The organism is Streptomyces lydicamycinicus, assembly GCF_000829715.2.
GTDB lineage: Bacteria > Actinomycetota > Actinomycetes > Streptomycetales > Streptomycetaceae > Streptomyces > Streptomyces lydicamycinicus.
In genome coordinates this window covers 568447-586710 of sequence record NZ_BBNO01000007.1, presented here as the reverse complement: position 1 = coordinate 586710, position 18264 = coordinate 568447, and the positions used below count along the sequence as shown (strand labels likewise).

Below are 18264 nucleotides of genomic sequence, written 5' to 3'. Positions count from 1 at the left end.
ATGCACCGTGTGAGCCAGGGGGGTTGGAAGAGCAGGGGGCCGCGGCTGTGGGCGGCCGTGCGGGGGATTCCGCATACCCTGCGCGCGGATCTGTGGACGGTGGCTCGCGATCCACTGCCCCGGTTGCGCTGGCTGGGCCGGCTGCCGCACGCCCATGTGGTGCTGGCCGCGGTGCTCATGGGCTGGCTCAACGCGGTGCAGGGTGAAGGGGATTTCGGGCCGGCCGTGATGACGTCCGTCCTGGTGCTCGCGGCGCTCCAATCAGGTGCCGTGGTCCTCGCGCTGTCCCGTCCGGTGCCCGCCTGGTGGCTGTCGACGATCGCGCTCTTCCTGGCCAGGAACGTCGGTTCGCTCAAGGTCAGCCACGCCCCGCTGTGGTCCTGGAGCATCCCGGGCATCTCGCTGCACGCCCTGGTGCTGTTCCTTCTCGCGCTGCGGGTCCGCCCCCGCATCGCGGCCGAGGCGCTGGGGTTCTCGCTCCTGGCGGCGGTGGCCGCCCTGGTCTTCGTGACGCCGGCACCGGAGCCGACCCTGCCGGGTGCGGCCGCTCCGGTCCTCCAGACCTCCGCCCAGGACGTGACGGTCGTCCAGGACGTCGTGACCTTCACGCTCGCGGTGGTGGTGGGCACTTCGCTGCGCGGCCGCCGGGTGGCCCGTACCCAGCTCGTCGAGCAGGAGGTGCTCACCGCCGGGGAGCGGGCCCGGCGCACCCTGCTGGAGGAGCGCAACCGGATCGCCCGCGAACTGCACGACGTGGTCGCCCACCACATGTCGGTGATATCCATCCAGGCCCAGGTCGCCCCGCACCTGGTCAAGGACCCCACCGACGAGCTCAAGGAGAACCTCGCGGGCATCCGCGGGAGCGCCGTCGAGGCGCTGACCGAACTCCGGCGGGTGCTGGGCGTGCTGCGCTCGGAGGAAGCCCTGGCGGACGGCGTGCGGCACACCCCGCAGCCCACTCTCGGCCGGCTGGACGAACTGGTCGGCACGGTGCGGGGAGCCGGGCTCAGGGTCACCACCGAGATCACCGGTGAGGTGCGCCCGCTGTCCCCGGGAGTCGAGCTGTCGGCGTTCCGTATCGTCCAGGAGGCGCTCAGCAACGCGCTCCGGCATGCGCCCGGCGCGAAGGTGCGGGTGGCCCTCGGGTACCGGTCCGGCGGTCTCACCATCCGGGTCGCCAACACCGCGCCGGACCGGCCCGCCCCGCCCTCGCCGGGCGCCGGCCACGGCCTGCTGGGGATGCATGAGCGCACCGCCATGCTCGGCGGCGAACTCGCCACCGGCCCCACCCCCGACGGCGGTTACGAAGTGACCGCGATTCTGCCCACCCAGGCCGCGCAGCCTGCCGACCCCCGTGAGCCCGCCCCATGACGACCATCCGCGTGCTGATCGCCGACGACCAGATGATGGTCCGTCAGGGCTTCACGGTGCTGCTCAACGCCGAACCCGATATCGAGGTCATCGGCCAGGCCGTCGACGGCCTCGACGCCCTCGCCCAGGTCGACCGGCTCGCCCCGGACGTCGTCCTGATGGACGTCCGGATGCCCCGGCTCGGCGGTATCGAAGCGACCCGTCGCCTCACCGCGCCGGCCGGGGCCACCGTCAAGGTCCTCGTCCTGACCACCTTCGACCTCGATGAGTATGTGTACGAGGCGCTGCGCGCGGGCGCCTCCGGATTCCTGCTGAAGGATGCCTCGGCGGATGAACTCGCCCAGGCCGTACGGGTGGTGGCGGCCGGTGACGCGCTGCTCGCCCCGAACCTCACCAAGCGGCTCATCGCCGAGTTCTCCCGGGTCACCAGCTCACCGCGGGCCCCGCTCAAGGAGCGCGTCGGCGACCTCACGGAACGCGAGACCGAGGTCCTGTCCCTGATCGCCCAGGGCCTGACGAACGGCGAGATCGCGGAGCGGCTGGTACTGGCGGAACAGACCGTGAAGAGCCATGTGGGCCGGATCCTGGGCAAGTTGGGCCTGCGGGACCGGACTCAGGCCGCCGTCTTCGCGTATGAGACGGGAGTGGTCCGCCCGACCGGGTATTGAGCGGCCCGAGTGGCGCGATGCGGATGGACGGGGAACCGGCCGATGCGGCAGGTGGCCCCGTGCCGGCATCGGCCCTGGGTACTCCTTCCCACTCCGCCGCGAGGCGGAGCGGCACCCGCCTGTGGAGCGATGCCCGGCGGCGCGGCGGACGGGACCGTGGTGATCAGCGGGGAATCGACGCCCTGCCGCACCGAGTCCGGTGCCGCTCTCATCCGCAGGAGGATGCCATGCCCCGAATTCGCCGCCCGTTCCTCATGGCCGGCACAGCCCTCGCCGTCTGCACGGCGCTCGTGCTGCCCCTGGGCACCGCCGAAACGGCCACTGCGGCCGGGCCCGAGGTGCGGGCCGCCCGGCACACCACCGACGCACCGTCACTGACGGGCTCCGTCAAGCTCGCCCGACAGCCCGGCGACAACGTCCACTTCCGCATCGACGCCCGTGGCTTCGCCGACAAGGCGCGCGGCACCTTCTACGTCAGCCACCACTTCGGCAAGACCTGGGGCGGCCACTTCAAGGGCCGGATCGACTGCCTGGTGACCGGCGGCCCGGTGGCCGTCGCCACCGGCGTGGTGACCGAGTCGCACTTCACGAACGCACCGGGCATGCCGGAGATCGGGGACCTCCGGGGCAAGCGGTTCGGCTTCACCGTCCTGGACAGCGGCAAGAAGGACCGGCTGGGCTACAGCTGGGCGATGGACGGCGTGCCGAAGAACAGCGTCGGCAAGTGCCTGGGCTCGGCCCCGTTCGAGACCCTGGAGAAGGGCGACTTCAAGGTTCACCACTGGATGCCGCCGCGCGAGTCCGCCCAGCAGTGATCCACCACCGCCCACCGGGCGCCGACGCGCGCGGCGCCCGGTGGCCAGGCCCGCCGGGGGCGCGCCCGGCCCCAGCGTGGCCTGCGCCATCTCGTCATAGGCGTCCCGGATCAGTTCGCTCAGCAGATCGCCCCGGAAGCGTGAGTGGCCATTTCCGATCCTGGCCAACAAAGCGATTGCCATGGATACTCGCAAGAGTTACAGTCTCTAACAGACGAAAGAAGGCGGAACGAAGCACCACTCGGTCCGCTCGCCACTCCCCCGCCTTTCGGCCCCTCGGCCCGGAGAGAAGGAATCGCCATGTCTGCCGCCTCGGAACCGCTGCACGTCGTCCTGGGCGCCGGCCCCGCCGGCACCACGCTCGCCGGGGAGCTCGTGCGCCGCGGTCACGCCGTACGACTGGTCAGCCGCTCGGCGCCGGAGAACACCGGCGAGGGCGTCCAGCCTTTCGCCGCAGATGTGAGCACGGCCGACGGGGCGCTGGCCGCCGTCGCGGGCGCCGCCGTCATCTACCACTGCGTGAACGTCCCCTATCACCGCCAGGTCGAGGTGATGCCGCGGATCCAGTGCGCGGTGCTGGCCGCCGCCGAGGCCACGGGGGCCCGGCTGGTCGTCCTGGACACGCTGTACCCGTACGGGCCGACCCGGGGTGAGGTGATGACGGAGGACACCCCGTGGCGGGCGACGAGCCGCAAGGGACGGATGCGGGCACAGCTGGACGAGCGCTATCTCGACGCCCACCGGGCGGGGCGGGCCCGTGTCGTCCTCGGCCGGTCGGCCGACTTCGTCGGTCCCGGGGTGCTCAACTCGACGCTCGGCGGAGCGGTCTTCCCGGCCGCACTGGGCGGTGGCGAGATCCTCGGCCTGGGCGACATCGATCTGCCGCACAGCTACACCGACATCCGGGACGTGGCGGCCGGACTCGCCACGCTCGGCACCCGCCCGGAAGGCGACGGCCGGGTCTGGCACCTGCCCACCGCGCCCGCCGTCACCACCCGCGAGATCCACGCGATGATCGAGGAGCGGGTGGGCCACCCGCTCCAGCGGGTGGTCCTCACCGAACCCCGCCCCTTCGGGCCGTTCGACGCGGAGTTCATGGGCGAGTACGCGGAGATGTTCTATCAGCACACCGAGCCGCAGATCGTGGACTCGACGGCCTTCGAGCGGACCTTCGGCGTCCGCCCGACACCGCTGGACGCGACCCTGGACGCCACCGTCGAGTGGTACCGCGCACTGCTGGCCGGTTCCCGGAGCTGACCCGGCCGCGCGACCGGAGGCCGGGCGCGGCACGCAGACACCGAGGGCCGACGCACCGTGCGTCGGCCCTCGGTCTGCCGGTACGGGTCAGGAAGCGCTCGGGGGCGTCGCCGACCAGGCGGTCACCGACAGCGCGGCACCGTCGACCGCCTTGTCGAAGCCCACGACGCTGTGCGCGTTGCTCCCCGTCGGCGAGACCTGGAGGTACTTGGCCTGTGCGGACGACGGACCGGCGTGCGTCCAGACCAGGTCCGCGTAGGCGCTCTTACCCGGCTTCAGGGTGACCTGGTGCGCGCCCGGGTCCTTGGCGAAGTAGGTGTCACCGTGGTGCGCGGTGGTCTTGATGGCCGTGTGTCCGGCGCCCTCCAGCGCCAGCCCCGCGTAGCCGCTTATCCCGCACGTGCTGTTTCCGGTGTTGGTCACCTTCAGATAGGTGCCCTCGTGGTTCATTCCGGCCTGGCCGGAACCCGCGTCGGTGGTCGTGACCTTCAGCGTCCCCGGCTGGCACGCACCGGCCGCCGACGCGCCCGATCCCGCCGCGGAGGCCATCCCGGCGCTCGCGCCGGCGAACAGCGCGACGGCGGCGGCGACGGTGGCGGCGGTGCGCAGACCACGCATCGTCATCAGTCATCAACTCCCTCTTCTCCGGTGCCCGGAGAACCTCGGTGGAACGCGTCCGACCCGCCCGCCCGGCTCCGCCCCGCACCCCCGCGAAGGGGCCGGGAGCGCATGAACCAGGCCTCAAGGACAGTCGGTGCGTTCTCGTTCGTTTACGCACCACCCACCCTGAGCGCCCCCACTGATGATCGACTAACGCCTCACTAACACCCGATAAGGCTGGAATAAGCGGAGAACTACTTATGTGCGTCATACGAAGAACACGTGTAATGCCGGGAGTTGGGGGAACAGCGGGGCCGCGGCGCTGCCGAGGGCAGTGCGGCGGAAGCCGGTCCGAGCAGGCGTGCGATGCTGGTGCACTGCGGATCATGGCAAAAATGGGGAGTGTACGGCAGCGTGCTGGCAGCGATACGGCGGACTGGGACGCACAGCTGGGACCGCTTCGCGGCATCCGACCCAGGTCTCTTGCGGCTGATGGCAGGGCTGCGCACGGTCGGGGCGATCGTGCTCACCCTCGTCGTCCTGGCGCTGCTGGACACCGGCGTCACGCTGATGGTCGCGGGCGCCATGACCGCCATGGTGTCCACCTTCGCGATCAAGGAGAAGGAGGTGCGCGGCCAGGCGGTCACCCTCGCACTGGGCCTGCCCGTCGCGCTCACCGCGATGTCGCTGGGGGCGCTGCTGCACACCCTGGTCATCGCCGGCGATCTGTTCTTCGTCCTGCTGATCTTCGGCGCCGTCTACTGCCGGCGGTTCGGTGACCGTGGCACCGCGCTCGGACTGATCGGCTTTCAGGTCTACTTCGTCTCGCTGTTCGTGCACGCCACCGGCCCGGCCCTGCCCGAGCTGTGTCTGACGCTGGGCATCGCCTTCGTATGCAGCGCGGTCGTACGGTTCGCCGTCGTCCCGGAAACCCCCACCCGCACCCTGCCGCGGCTGCGCGAGGCCTTCCGGGCCCGTCTCGCCCAGCTGATGGCGACCCAGATGGAGCTTCTGGACGCCGGTCCCGATGACCTCGACGGGGTCCTCGACGACCTGCGGCGGCACACCGCCCGGCTGCACGAAGCGGCCCTGATGATCCAGGGGCACCTGGAGGAGGGCACCCGGGACGCGGCCACGGCGGGGCTGGTGGAACGCCGCGTCGCGGACGCCGAGATCGCCGCGGAACGACTGGGGATGCTGATCCTCAATGCCCGCAGTGCCGAGCGCGCGGACACCATCACCATGCATCTGCCGCACGCCCCCGTGCCGGCCACGGCCACCCGGCTGGGGACCGAGGAGGAAGCGCTCGCCATCCTGCGCCGGGATCTGCGCGCATTGCTGCTGCTGGTCGCCCGGCGCGCGCCCGACGACCGCGGCACCGCACTGGCCCTCGTCCGCAACCGGCTGCTCGGCTACCGTGAAGAGGACGATCTGCCGCGTGCCTCGGCCGCCGTCCAGGACGTCTTCCGCGGGCTCGGCGAGGCCGCGCGCGCCGTCCTGGGTCTGCGGCTGGCGCTGGACGGGCCGCAGGACGAGTCGGACGACTCCCCGGCCACCACACGCTCGCGTGAGGAGTTCGACGCCGAGGACCTCTCGATCGTCGGGGCCGACGAGACCGAGGAGCCGGCGGACGACCGCACCGGGCTCGAACGGCCCACCACCCGGGCCGCGTTCCAGGTCGCGGTGGGCTCGACGCTGGCCATCATCGGCGGTGAGTTCCTGTCCAGCCAGCGCTGGTACTGGGCGGTGCTGACCTGCTGGGTGGTCTTCCTCAACACCGCGTCCACGGGCGAGATCCTGGTGAAGGGCTATCGCCGGCTGGTCGGCACGGTCCTCGGCGTGGTGGCCGGTGTCGCACTGGCCGGGCTGGTCGGCAACCACACCTGGACCGCGTTCGCCCTGGTGCTGCTCTGCATCTTCGGGATGTGGTTCACCGCGCCGTTGTCGTACGCGCTGATGTCCTTCTTCACCACCGCGATGCTCGGGCTGCTCTACACCCTGCTCAACACCTACAGCCTCGACGTGCTGGTGCTGCGCATCGAGGAGACCGCGCTGGGCGCCGCGTGCGGGATCATCGCCGCCGTCCTGGTGCTGCCGGTGCACACGGACCGCCGCACGGACGAGCTGCTGGGCACGGTGCTGGTCCGGCTGCGGGACGTGGTGTCCGCCGCGGTGGAGCAGCTCAGCGGCGGGCCCGCCGTCGACCTGCTGGGCATGGCACGCGATCTGGACACCGCGCTGGACGAGCTGCGTGCCTCCACCCAGCCGTTGACCCACCCGATCACCCCGCTGCGCGGCCGCCGCCGGACCGCTCGCTATCTGGTGGCGCTCCTGGAGACCTGCGCCTATCACGCCCGTTCCCTGGCGGCGACGGCGGAACTCGTGCCGTACAGCAAGACCATCGCGGCCGACCCACGGCTCGCCCGGGCCGGCCGGCGCATCGGCCAGAACATCGATCTCCTCGTCGCCCGGGTGCTGGAGGAGAGCACCGAGGGCGAGGTCGATTCCGGTTTCAGCATCGCCGCGATGCTGGAAGCGGCCGGCGCGGGGGCGCTTCAGTCGGGCACGGTCACCTTCCGCGTGCTGCGGCATCTCCAGCGGCTCGACGAGGGTGTGGTGGGTCTCGCCCGACCGCTCGATGTGCCGGTGGCCGGCCCCAAGGCGAGCAAGGGGAGCAAGGCCGGCTGAGCGGAGGCCGGTCCGTGACCGGCGGGCTCCCCGGGGCCCGTGCCAGTCATCCGCCGACGGCCTCGGCATCGTGCCGCGCGAGCACCGCCCGCTCCTCCTCGGGGGAGTAACCGGCGCGCAGCGGCGGCTCACCGCGCTCCCGGTCCCAGGCCAGAACGTCGGCCAGGGTCACCTCCAGCGGAGTCGCGGGCAGCCCCGCCGCCCGGGCGCGCGCCGGACTGCGCTGCTGTGTCGTCCACTGCGGCCGGACGAGCGGGAACATCGGCGGCCGTCCGGCGGGCGACACCGGAACGATCTCGGTCTCGGCGCCCGCCAGCCGCGCACAGGTCTCGATGAGCCCGCCGAGAGTGGTCGGCTCCTCCGGCCCCACCGCGTGGAACGCGCCGGGACGCGCGTCAACGAGCAACCGCACCACCAGACGGGCCAGGTCCCGCGAGTCGATGAGCTGCACCGGCTGTCCGGGGTCGGCGGGCAGTGCCACCCGTCCGCCGCGGGCGGCCCGGCGTACCCAGTACGGGACGGCGTCCGCCGGGTCGTACGGCCCGGCCACCCTTCCCGGCCGCACGAGCGTCGCCCCTGCGCCGTACCGGGCCACCACATCGTCCTCGCAGGCCACCTTGAGCGGGCCGTAGGTGTCCTCGCTGAGCTCCTCGGTGTCCCGCACGGGCGGACGGCGCGGGGTGTCCTCGGTCGACCCCGGCCCCACCCCCTCGCGCTCGTACACCGCATGGCTGGAGACGAACAGATACCGCCCGGCCCGGTCCCCCAGCGCGTCCATCGCCTGCCCCACATGGCGCGGCACATAGCCGCTGACATCCACGACCGCGTCCCAACTGCCCTCGCGCAGGGCCCGGTAGTCGCCGGTGTCCCGGTCACCGAGGAGCCGGGGCACCCCGGGGAACAGCTCCGTCCCGGTCTTTCCCCGGCCGAACAACGTCACCTCGGCGCCGGTGCGCAGCGCCTCGTCCACAATGGCGCGGCCCACGAATAATGTCCCGCCCAGTACCAGAATCCGCATGGTTCCCGACGCTACCGACCATGGCGTCCCGGCGCGGGCAAGGGGCCGGAAAATCATGTGCGCATCCGGTATCCGGTTGACACGCTGGGATCATGAGCTCTGAGTCTGCCTCCGCCCCTCACCCGGCCGCCACGCCCCCGGCAACTGGCTGGATCAGCACGCCCGTTACCGCGGATCTCCTGCGCGGTGCGCTCGATCTGGAGCACACCGCGCACGGGGTGCTGCCGCACCGGCTGCCCGCCCGGGCCCGCGCCCAGTGCGCTGACGGACTGCTGGCCATGGCGGAGGCCCAGCCCTCGGGGGTACGCCTGGTGTTCCGCACCCGGGCCACCGCCGTCGAACTGGACGCGCTGCGCACCAAGAACGCCTACGAGGGCGCCCCGCCCCGCCCGGACGGCGTCTACGACCTCTTCGTCGACGGGCAGCTCACCGGGCAGGACAGTGTGACCGGCGGCAATGTCTCCCTGGTGGACATGACCACCGGGACCGCGGAAATCCAGCCCGGCCCGGCCGGCACCGTCCGGTTCACCGGTCTCCCCGACCGCGTCAAGGACGTCGAGATCTGGCTGCCGCACAACGAGATCACCGAGCTGATCGCGCTGCGCACCGATGCCCCCGTCGAGCCCCTCCCGGAGGGAGGCCGCAAGAGGTGGCTGCACCACGGCAGTTCGATCAGTCACGGCTCCGACGCCGCGAGCCCCAGCACCACCTGGCCGGCGCTGGCCGCCACCCTCGGCGGCGTGGAACTGACCAACCTGGGCCTGAGCGGCAGCGCCCTGCTCGACCCGTTCACCGCCCGCGCCCTGCGGGACACCCCCGCGGACCTGATCAGCATCAAGATCGGCATCAATCTGGTCAACGCCGACCTGATGCGGCTGCGTGCCTTCGGCCCGGCGGTCCACGGCTTCCTCGACACCGTCCGCGAGGGCCACCCCACCACTCCGCTGCTGCTCGTCTCCCCCCTCCTGTGCCCCATCCACGAGGACACGCCCGGCCCCACCGCCCCGGACTTCAGCAACCTCAGCGAGGGCAAGCTCCAGTTCAAGGCCGCGGGCGACCCCGCGGAACGGGCCATGGGCAAGCTGACACTCAACGTCATCCGGGACGAACTGACCCGCGTGGTGAAGCAGCGGGCGGCCGACGACCCGAACCTGCACCATCTCGACGGCCGCGACCTCTACGGCGAGGCGGACTTCGCCGAACTGCCGCTGCCCGACCAGCTCCACCCGGACGCCGCCACCCACCGCCGCATCGGCGAGCGCTTCGCCGCGCTGGCCTTCGGCGCCGAGGGGCCGTTCGGCGCCGGGTGTGCCCAGGCGCTCCGCTGAAGGTGCCGGGAGAGGGCGCTTCGTCTGCGGCGGCATCGTGGCCGGTCGCGCAGTTCCCGCGCCCTCCCAAGGCTCAGCCGGCCGTGTCGTCCCCCGCCCCGGAGCGGCAGGTGGGGTGGCCCCAGCCGTCGGGGTTCTTGGCGATGGGCTCGCCCGCCGCGTAGGAGCGCCCGCAGCGGCAGCGGCCGGGGAATTTGGCGTTCAGGGTCCGCGTCTTTCCCGAGGTGCGCCGCTGCGGTGCGGAGGCGGTCCTCGCCGCCGGACCGGAGGCCCGTCGACGGGTGCCGGCGGGCCGCACGGTGTCGGGGGCGGACGGCGGTTCCGGGGAGCCGAGTGCGCTGCCGGCGGCCTCCTGGACGGTCGCCGCCTGGCTCGCCGCCCGGTCGGCGAAGTCGTTGAGCGGGTCGCCGTCCACCTGGTGCGCGGGGACATAGCGGAACTCCACGGAGCGGTCCGTGAGCAGCGCGTCGATGCCGGCGACCAGTTCCTGATTGGCGACCGGCTTGCCCGCGGCCGTCTTCCACCCCTTGCGCTTCCAGCCGGGCAGCCAGGTGGTGACGGCCTTCATCGCGTACTGGGAGTCCATCCGGATCTCGATCGGGACGGCCGGATCGGTGGCTGTCAGCAGACGTTCCAGGGCCGTGAGTTCCGCGACGTTGTTGGTCGCGGTGCCCAGCGGCCCGGCCTCCCACCGGACGACGGTTCCGGCACCGTCGGCGATGACCCAGGCCCAGCCGGCGGGCCCGGGGTTTCCTTTCGAAGCGCCGTCACAGGCGGCGATCACGCGTTCAGCCATGCGCGCGATCATGCCAGGCAGCGGCGCGGCGCGCGAAGCCGCCGGCGCGGGGCTGATCCGGATCAGTTGCCGGATTCCTTCTCCGGGCGGAGTTCACTGGGCCGTACGATCACGAATCCCTCGCCGTCGAGGCGGAGTTGGACGGCCTCCCCGGAGCCGCCCCGGAGCATCGAGCCGAGGCTCTGCGACCGGTGCAGCGTGGTCTGGAGTGCGCTGCTCCAGCCGACCACGGCATCGGTGTCGACGAAGACCGGGGACTGCGGGGAGACGGGTATGACGATGGGGTTGCCCTCACACATCACACCGAGCTTGCCCTGGCCGCTGAAGACGGAGTTGAAGAGCCCGCCACCGACCATGCCGGCACCCTTGACGACCTTGATCTCGTAGGAGAGGGACGGGTCGAAGCACAGCACGTTCCGGCCATTGACGGTGATGCCGTCGCCCGGGGCGAGGTCGATGATGAAGCAGTTGGCGGCCTCGTGCGCGAACCACACCTCGCCGCGGCCCCGCACGGCCATCAGCGCCAGCCCCTCACCGGTGACCGCCCGCTTGAGGAACTTGCCGATGCCCTGCCCCTGCTTCTCGAATTGCAGCTCGCCGCGGTAGGCGATCATCGCGCCCTGCCGGGCATAACACTCGCCGTCCAGCGCATACTTGAGGGATTTGGCGTTCTGCTGCGTCATCCCGGGCGCGGTGGCCGGTGCGGCCATGTTCTCCGAGGCGAAAAGGTCACTGTTCATGGCCGGAATGCTAGCCGGGGGTCTGCTGGGCGCACCGGAAACGTCGGGGAGCCGGGTATCGGAGCACTCCGGGCCACGGCCCCGTGCCACCCCCGGCACATTGGCCGAGACCGGATCACGCGCTCGTCCCGTTGTAAACAATCGGACACAAGAACACTCAAAATAGGTAAACCACAGCAGTCGGGCGCAGCGTGCTCTAGCGTCACGTCCGACACGGGGGCGGTTGTGGGGCCGGGGGGCTCCAGCCGCGCCGGAAGTGAAGGGGACGACCAAGTGGGGGGCCATGGGGTTGTTCGAAGCTGCCGGAGCAAGGGTGATCGATTCACCTGCCGGGACAGCCAAGTTGGACCGCGTACCGGAACGCGACGACAAAAGCAGGCACAGGCCGACGGAGCGCCGGCTGCGGCAGCTGGCGCCGGCCGTCGATGCCGTGGGTGCCCTGCTGCCGGTGGGGCTGCTCTGTGCCATGACACAGCAGCCCCAGCCGCTGCTCACCGCGGTGCTGGCCGGCGCCTCATGGCTGGCCGTGGGCGCATCGAAGAATCGTTACAGCCGGGAGGAGCCCGCCGGTGACGACACTGCACTTGCGGTCTTACGGGACTGGCTGACCATGCTGGGCGTACTGGCCGTCGTCTGCGTCGTGGCGCGGGTCGAGGTCTCGCTCAAGATCTGCATACTCGCCCTGTTGCCGTGCCTGGCGCTGGGCGTCGCCCGGCGCCGGCTGGTGCACCGGTATCTGGTGGCCGCCAGACGCCGTGCGCAGGCGCTGCGCCGGGTGCTGATCGTCGGCGAGGCGGGCACCGTCGATGTGGTGCTCGCGGAGCTGGCACACCGTACCGATCATGAATATGTCGTGGTCGGCAGCTGTCTCGTCGGCGAGGAGGCCACCGACTCGGCGGTGCCGGTCCCGGCCCGGCTCGCGTCGGACGGGAGCGCGCCCGAAGCGGCGCTGGACGGCGAGACCGTGCTCCGGTGCGCCGCCGACCTCGACGCCGATCTCGTCTTCGTGGCGCCGGGCCGCCGGCTGTCCGCGGGGCGAATACGGCGGCTGGCCTGGGCCCTGCACGACGGGGGTCGAAATCTGGCCATACTGCCGGGCCTGATCGATGTTTCGCAGCACCGGGTCCGGCTCGCGAAGGCGGCGGGCCTGACGGTGATGCATATAGACCCCGCGGCGCGGCGCGGGATGCCGGTTCTGCTGAAGCAGGTCACGGACCGGCTGGGGGCACTGCTGCTGCTGGCGCTGCTCTCCCCGGTGTTCGCCTTGGTGGCGGCGGCGATAAGGCTCTCCTCCGCCGGGCCGGTCTTCTACTGGCAGATCCGGGTCGGCCAGGATTTGCGACCGTTCCGGATGTGGAAGTTCCGCACGATGGTGGTCACCGCCGACCGGATGCGGGCCGCGCTGGAGACGTCGAACGAGCACGACGGGGCGATGTTCAAGATCCGGCGGGATCCGCGGGTGACGCCGGTGGGGCGGCTGCTGCGCCGCTTCTCCCTGGACGAACTGCCCCAGTTGTTCAACGTCCTGACCGGCCCCATGTCGTTGGTCGGCCCGCGGCCCCCGCTGCCCGAAGAGGTGGAGCGGTACAACGGGACCGAGCTCCGCCGGTTGTCCGTCAAGCCGGGGCTGACCGGGCTGTGGCAGGTCAGCGGGCGGTCCGATCTCTCCTGGGACGAGACCGTCGCGCTGGATCTGAGCTATGTGGACAACTGGTCCTACGTCCGCGACATCAATGTGCTGGTCCGTACCGTGCGGGCCGTCGTGGACGGGCGCGGTGCGTACTAGCGCGCCACGGTGTGTGTCCGGCGCCTCGCCGAGAGGCGGGCGCCGGGTGCACGGTACGGATCAAGGGCGGTCACACCGCGGCCGGCTCCGCCCGCCAGGCCTGGTAGGTCCGGGCAATGCCCTCGGCCAGCGGGATGGTGGGCGTCCAGCCCAGGGCCCGCATCCTGCTGATGTCGAGCAGCTTGCGCGGGGTGCCGTCGGGGCGGGACGGGTCGAAGGCGATCCGGCCCTCGTACCCGACCGCGTCGGCGACACAGGCGGCCAGGTCGGCGATGGTCAGGTCACTGCCGCAGCCGACGTTGACCGTGTCGTCGCCGTCATAGCGGCGCAGCAGCACCTCGCAGGCGGCGGCCAGGTCGTCGACGTGCAGGAACTCGCGCAGCGGGGTGCCGGTGCCCCAGAGGGTGAGTTCCGGCAGCCCTTGTTCCTTCGCCTCGTGGAAGCGGCGGATGAGCGCGGGCAGGACGTGCGAGGTCTCCAGGTCGAAGTTGTCGCCCGGCCCGTAGAGGTTCGTCGGCATGGCGGAGATGAAGGAGGCACCGTATTGCCGGCGGTAGGAGCGGATCTGGACGAGACCGGCGATCTTGGCTATCGCGTAGGCCTCGTTCGTTGGCTCCAACGGCCCGCTCAGCAGGGCGTCTTCGGTGATCGGCTGGGCGGCGTGCTTGGGGTAGATACAGCTCGATCCGAGGAACAGCAGCCGGCGCACCCCGACCCGGTGCGCTCCTGCGATGACGCTGAGCTGGATGCTCAGATTGTCCTCCAGGAACTGCACGGGGTAGGTGCTGTTGGCCATGATTCCGCCGACCTTGGCGGCCGCCAGGACGACGGCGTCGGGCCGCGCCGAGCGCAGATACGCCTCGGTGGCCCCGGCGTCCCGCAGGTCGAGCTCCGCGCGGGTACGGGTCAGCACGTCATAGCCCTGCGCGGACAGCCGCCGGGCCACGGCGGATCCCACCAGGCCTCGGTGGCCCGCGACGAAGACACGGGCGGGTGTGGGCAGCAAGTCATCCATGGGCCGGATTGTGCCAGTCAACCCGATACGCCCACCGGCTATTTCAGGAAATATCTACCGCTCCTCGCTCTCGACCGGCGGCGGCGGAGCGGGTAGCGTCCACGCCCCGCGGTCCGCCGGCGCGTGGGTAATCCAGCAAGTCAGAACCGATGCACATCACTTCTCGTGGGGGGAAGCCATGCCGAAAACCGCGGTCATCACCGGAATCACCGGTCAGGACGGCTCGTATCTGGCCGAATTGCTGTTGAGCAAGGGCTATGAGGTACACGGGCTGATGAGACGCTCATCGAGCTTCAACACCGAGCGCATCGACCACATCTACCAGGACCCGCACACCCCCGACCGGCGGCTGCTGCTGCACCACGTCGATCTGTCGGACGGGGTGGCCCTGGTGAATCTGCTGCGCGATGTGCAGCCCGACGAGGTCTACAACCTCGGGGCCCAGTCCCATGTCCGGGTGTCCTTCGACGCTCCGCTGTACACCGGCGATGTGACCGGGCTGGGCGCCGTACGGCTACTGGAGGCCATCCGCGCCAGCGGCGTGCAGACCAAGCTCTACCAGGCCTCGTCCTCCGAGATGTTCGGCGCCACCCCGCCGCCGCAGAACGAGGCGACGCCCTTCCACCCGCGCAGCCCCTACGGCTGCGCCAAGGTCATGGCGTACTGGTCCACGGTCAACTACCGCGAGGCATACGGCTTGTTCGGGGTCAACGGGATCCTCTTCAACCACGAGAGCCCGCGGCGCGGCGAGACCTTCGTGACCCGTAAGATCACCCGCGCGGTGGCCCGCATACAGGCGGGCCTACAGGAGCACCTCTACCTCGGCAACCTCGACGCCGTCCGCGACTGGGGTTACGCCCCGGAGTACGTCGAGGCCATGTGGCTGATGCTCCAGCAGGACGAACCCGACGACTATGTGGTGGCGACCGGAGTGGCCGCGACCGTACGGGACTTCCTCCAGGCCGCCTTCGACGCGGTGGGGCTGGACTGGGAGCGCAGTGTGCGCTTCGACCCGAAGTACGAACGGCCCTCCGAAGTGGACGCGCTCATCGGTGACGCGTCCAAGGCCAAGAGCCGGCTGGACTGGTCGGCGAAGGTGCAGTTCGACGAACTCGCCCGGATCATGGTCGAGTCGGACGTCCGGCAGCTGGCGGACGAGCTCTCCGGTCACCGGGTGCGGGTGGACCGATGACGGTCACCGCCACCGACCGCCGGCTGCGCGGCTTCACCGGCGCCGGCTATGACAAGGGCCGGGGACTGCTGACCCAGGTCGCCTGGTTCGTCGTGCTCAATGTCCTGTTCATGAAGTGGTGGTTCCCGCCGCGGCTGCGGCCCGCGCTGCTGCGGCTCTTCGGCGCCCGGGTCGGCGAACGGGTGCTCATCCGGCACCGGGTACGGGTGCAGTGGCCGTGGAAGCTGACGGTCGGCGATGACGTCTGGGTGGGCGAGGACTCCTGGCTGATCAACCTGGAGCCGATCAGTATCGGCCATGATGTCTGCGTGTCCCAGGGCGCCGTGCTGTGCACCGGAAGCCACCAACGCCGGTCGCCCACCTTCGAGTTCGACAACGCAGCGATCCGGCTGGAGCCCGGTTCCTGGGTGGCCGCCCGGGCCATGGTGCTGCGCGGCGTCACCGTCGGAGCCGATGCGGTGGTCGGGGCCGGCGTGGTCGCCCACCGCGATGTGCCGCCGGGGGCCGTGCACACCACCGGAGGTGCCGTATGAGGATCACCCATGTGGTGACGCTGGTCAGCGACGACGGGGCCTACGGCGGTCCGGTGAGCGTGGCCACCGGGCAGCTGGGCGAACTGGCCGCACGGGGACACGAGGTGGAGCTGGTCTCGCTGTGGCGGGGCCGGAGCGCGCCCCCGCGGTCGGTGGACGGGGTGCCGCTGCGCGCCCGGACCGCGCGCACGCTGGTGCCGGGGCAGGGTTTCCTGGGCCTGTTCCACCCGGGGCTGCTGCCCACGCTCTGGCGGCGGGTGGGCCGGGCCGACGCAGTGCATCTGCACGCCGGGCGGGACCTGGTGTCCCTGGCCGCGCTCGCGGTGGCCGTGGTGCGCCGCCGGCCCTTCCTCGTGCAGACCCATGGCATGGTCCAGCCCCGGGGCTCGGCGGTGGCCCGGCTCTTCGACCGGGTGTATGTCCCACTGCTGCGGCGGGCGGCCGCGGCCCTGGTGCTCACCGACGACGAGGAGACCGGGCTGCGGAAGGTGCTGGGCCCGCGCGGACCGCGGCTGGTCAGACTCCCCAACGGGGTCCGCTCCCGCCCGGCCGACGGCGAGCGCAGCGACACCGATGTGCTCTTCCTCGCACGGCTACAGAGCCGCAAGCGCCCGGAGGCCTTCGTACGGATGGCGGCGCTGGTGCACCGCAAACGGCCCGAGGTGTCCTTCACCCTGCACGGTTCGGACGAGGGGCGGCTGGCGGAGGTGCGGCGGCTGATCGCCGAGGAGGGGCTGGGCGAGGTCGTGACGTACGGCGGGGCCCTCGACCATGACGCCGCGGTGCGGCGGACGGCGCGGGCCACCGTGTATGTGCTGCCGAGCGTCGACGAGCCGTTCCCGATGAGTGTGCTGGAGTCCCTGGCGGTGGGCACCCCGGTGGTCTGCACCGGCAGCTGCGGGATCGCCGGTACGCTCCGGCGGCGCGAGGCCGCCGTGGTGACCGACGGTTCGCCGGAGCAGTTGGCGGATGCGGTGCTGCGGCTCCTGGAGGACCGTCCGCTGCGGGAGCGCGTCATCCGGGCCGGCCGGGCGGCCGTGGAGGCGGAGTTCTCGCTGGCGGCCGTGGCCGACCGGCTGGAGGGGTGGTACGGGTCCCTCACCCGGCCCGGCGCACGATGACCGGGGCGGCGGGGGCCGGCGCCCCCGCCGCCTGCGGCTACCGTCCGGCGGCCCGCGCGATCCGCAGCAGTTCGGTGATCCGCTCCAGACCGGCCCGGCTGCTGAGCCGTTGCTCGACGTACTGCGGGCCCCGGGCTCCCAGCCGCGCCGCCCGCCCGGGATCGTCGGCGAGCGCCCGGACCTCCGCGAGGAGCGCCTTCGGGTCCTCCGGGGCGAGCACCGTCCCGGCGCCCGAGCGCAGGACCTCCTGGGCGGTGCCCCCTTCGGCGGCCACCGAGGCGATGACCGGCCGGCCGGTCATGAAGTACGAGGTCAGCTTGGACGGCAGGCTCATGTCCAATACCGAGGCCTTCTGGGTCACCGCGAGCACATCGGCGGCGGCCAGCACCTCGGGGAAGTCCTCGGCGTCGGCGGGCGGCAGGAAGGACAGCGCGGGGACATCCGCGGCGAGCCGTTCCAGCTGCGCCCGCTGGTTGCCGTCTCCCATGAGCACGAAGCGCACGGGCGCGGCCTCCTGACCGGCGAGCCGCGCGGCCTCGACCAGTACCTCCAGCCCCTGTTTGAGGCCCATGTTGCCGGCGTGCAGCACCACGGTCTCCCCGGCGGACCAGTCCAGCCGCGCCCGGGTGCGGTCCCGGTCGCCGCTCGGACCCCGCACATGGGTCCAGTTGGGCACCACATGCACCCGTGCACGCGGCACGCCCATCGCCGTGACCCGGTCCACGAACGATTCGTGCACCACGCCGACGACGGCCGCCTGGCGCAGCACCCGCGCCTCCACCGCCCCGGCCAGGGCAGCGGCCCGGCCCCCGCCCTGGATGCCGCTCTGCTCGGCGGCGGCCCCCATCAGGTCCTGGACGACCACGACGTGCGGTACGCCGGCCTGCCGTGCCAGCCGCCCGCCGAGTACTCCCCCGGCCAGGCTCGGCATCTGGGTGAGCACCACGTCGGGTCGGATACGTGGTGGTGTCAGGGCGCTGTGGGCCAGGATGCTCGCCTCGAACAGGGCCCGGCGCAGGGCGGTCTGGTGCGGCGGAACGGTGTGCCGCCGGCGGTGCACGGTCACCCCGCCGCGGCGTTCCCGGACGCGCCATCGGCCGCGGTAGCCGTCCGCGACCCGCCAGGCGGGATAGTGCGGCATGCCCGCCAGGACATGGGTGTCGGCGCCGGATGCGGCCAGGTGCTCGGCGATCTGGGTCGAGTACGGCCCTATGCCGGTGTGTTCGGGTGCGTAGTTGGTCGAGACCACGAGCACGCACCGGCCCGCGAACGAGTCTTCCACGAATGGCCCCCCTCTGGATGTGCGGTCATCGTAGGAGGCTGCCGGGGCCCGCGG

At 71.7% G+C, this 18264-nt stretch carries 16 protein-coding genes; 10 read left to right on the top strand and 6 right to left on the bottom strand.

Annotated elements, in window-relative coordinates; genetic code table 11:
• From TU31_RS25090 to TU31_RS25075, 4 genes are all read left to right on the top strand, one after another.
• A complete protein-coding gene (locus TU31_RS25090; protein WP_042158427.1) occupies positions 1–1371 on the top strand; it encodes a sensor histidine kinase in 1371 nt (456 codons plus the stop codon).
• The gene (locus TU31_RS25085; protein ID WP_042158425.1) at positions 1368–2039 is read left to right on the top strand and encodes a response regulator; all 672 of its coding nucleotides are present in this window, start codon (positions 1368–1370) and stop codon (positions 2037–2039) included. Before TU31_RS25090 ends, TU31_RS25085 begins: the two co-directional genes overlap by 4 nt.
• A 227-nt stretch (positions 2040–2266) precedes the next feature.
• The gene (locus TU31_RS25080; RefSeq protein ID WP_042158423.1) at positions 2267–2854 is read left to right on the top strand and encodes a hypothetical protein; all 588 of its coding nucleotides are present in this window, start codon (positions 2267–2269) and stop codon (positions 2852–2854) included.
• Between the two features lie 300 nt (positions 2855–3154).
• Positions 3155–4111: an NAD-dependent epimerase/dehydratase family protein gene (locus TU31_RS25075; protein ID WP_042158422.1), complete on the top strand. Its 957-nt coding sequence runs from the start codon at positions 3155–3157 to the stop codon at positions 4109–4111.
• A gap of 87 nt (positions 4112–4198) precedes the next feature.
• Here the strand turns inward: TU31_RS25075 and TU31_RS25070 are convergent, their stop codons facing one another.
• A complete protein-coding gene (locus TU31_RS25070) occupies positions 4199–4735 on the bottom strand; it encodes a DUF4232 domain-containing protein (protein ID WP_078885938.1) in 537 nt (178 codons plus the stop codon).
• Positions 4736–5203: 468 nt separating this feature from the next.
• On the opposite strand from TU31_RS25070, the gene TU31_RS25065 reads away from it, so the two are divergent.
• Positions 5204–7399 (top strand): FUSC family protein, encoded by a 2196-nt coding sequence (locus TU31_RS25065; RefSeq protein WP_107070741.1) that lies wholly within the window; start codon positions 5204–5206, stop codon positions 7397–7399.
• Between the two features lie 46 nt (positions 7400–7445).
• Here the strand turns inward: TU31_RS25065 and TU31_RS25060 are convergent, their stop codons facing one another.
• On the bottom strand, positions 7446–8417 hold the full coding sequence (locus tag TU31_RS25060) for an NAD-dependent epimerase/dehydratase family protein (protein ID WP_042158919.1): 972 nt from the start codon (positions 8415–8417) through the stop codon (positions 7446–7448).
• A gap of 92 nt (positions 8418–8509) precedes the next feature.
• On the opposite strand from TU31_RS25060, the gene TU31_RS25055 reads away from it, so the two are divergent.
• Positions 8510–9745 carry a GDSL-type esterase/lipase family protein gene (locus TU31_RS25055; protein ID WP_042158419.1) on the top strand — a complete coding sequence of 412 codons (1236 nt, stop codon included), beginning with the start codon at positions 8510–8512 and terminating at the stop codon, positions 9743–9745.
• Positions 9746–9818: 73 nt separating this feature from the next.
• Here TU31_RS25055 and TU31_RS25050 read toward each other — a convergent pair whose 3' ends face one another.
• Together TU31_RS25050 and TU31_RS25045 are read right to left on the bottom strand one after the other, a co-directional pair.
• Positions 9819–10553: a ribonuclease H family protein gene (locus TU31_RS25050; RefSeq protein WP_042158417.1), complete on the bottom strand. Its 735-nt coding sequence runs from the start codon at positions 10551–10553 to the stop codon at positions 9819–9821.
• 50 nt (positions 10554–10603) lie between these two features.
• Positions 10604–11281: an AIM24 family protein gene (locus tag TU31_RS25045; protein ID WP_042158414.1), complete on the bottom strand. Its 678-nt coding sequence runs from the start codon at positions 11279–11281 to the stop codon at positions 10604–10606.
• Positions 11282–11747: 466 nt separating this feature from the next.
• Between TU31_RS25045 and TU31_RS25040 the strand changes: the two genes are divergently transcribed.
• Positions 11748–13067: a sugar transferase gene (locus tag TU31_RS25040; RefSeq protein ID WP_042158918.1), complete on the top strand. Its 1320-nt coding sequence runs from the start codon at positions 11748–11750 to the stop codon at positions 13065–13067.
• Between the two features lie 70 nt (positions 13068–13137).
• Here TU31_RS25040 and TU31_RS25035 read toward each other — a convergent pair whose 3' ends face one another.
• Entirely contained in the window at positions 13138–14082 is a 945-nt protein-coding gene (locus tag TU31_RS25035) for a GDP-L-fucose synthase family protein (protein WP_042158412.1), read from the bottom strand.
• Between the two features lie 178 nt (positions 14083–14260).
• Between TU31_RS25035 and gmd the strand changes: the two genes are divergently transcribed.
• Genes gmd through TU31_RS25020 form a run of 3 tightly spaced genes read left to right on the top strand, consistent with a single transcriptional unit; the run spans position 14261 to position 16928 of the window.
• Positions 14261–15274, top strand: coding sequence for a GDP-mannose 4,6-dehydratase (gmd, locus tag TU31_RS25030; RefSeq protein WP_042158410.1), 1014 nt, complete (start codon positions 14261–14263; stop codon positions 15272–15274).
• The gene (locus tag TU31_RS25025) at positions 15271–15807 is read left to right on the top strand and encodes a DapH/DapD/GlmU-related protein (RefSeq protein WP_042158408.1); all 537 of its coding nucleotides are present in this window, start codon (positions 15271–15273) and stop codon (positions 15805–15807) included. Before gmd ends, TU31_RS25025 begins: the two co-directional genes overlap by 4 nt.
• Entirely contained in the window at positions 15804–16928 is a 1125-nt protein-coding gene (locus TU31_RS25020; protein ID WP_042158406.1) for a glycosyltransferase, read from the top strand. The genes TU31_RS25025 and TU31_RS25020 overlap by 4 nt, the downstream gene beginning before the upstream one ends.
• 37 nt (positions 16929–16965) lie before the next feature.
• Here TU31_RS25020 and TU31_RS25015 read toward each other — a convergent pair whose 3' ends face one another.
• The gene (locus TU31_RS25015) at positions 16966–18177 is read right to left on the bottom strand and encodes a glycosyltransferase (RefSeq protein ID WP_042158917.1); all 1212 of its coding nucleotides are present in this window, start codon (positions 18175–18177) and stop codon (positions 16966–16968) included.
• Positions 18178–18264 lie beyond the last annotated feature (87 nt).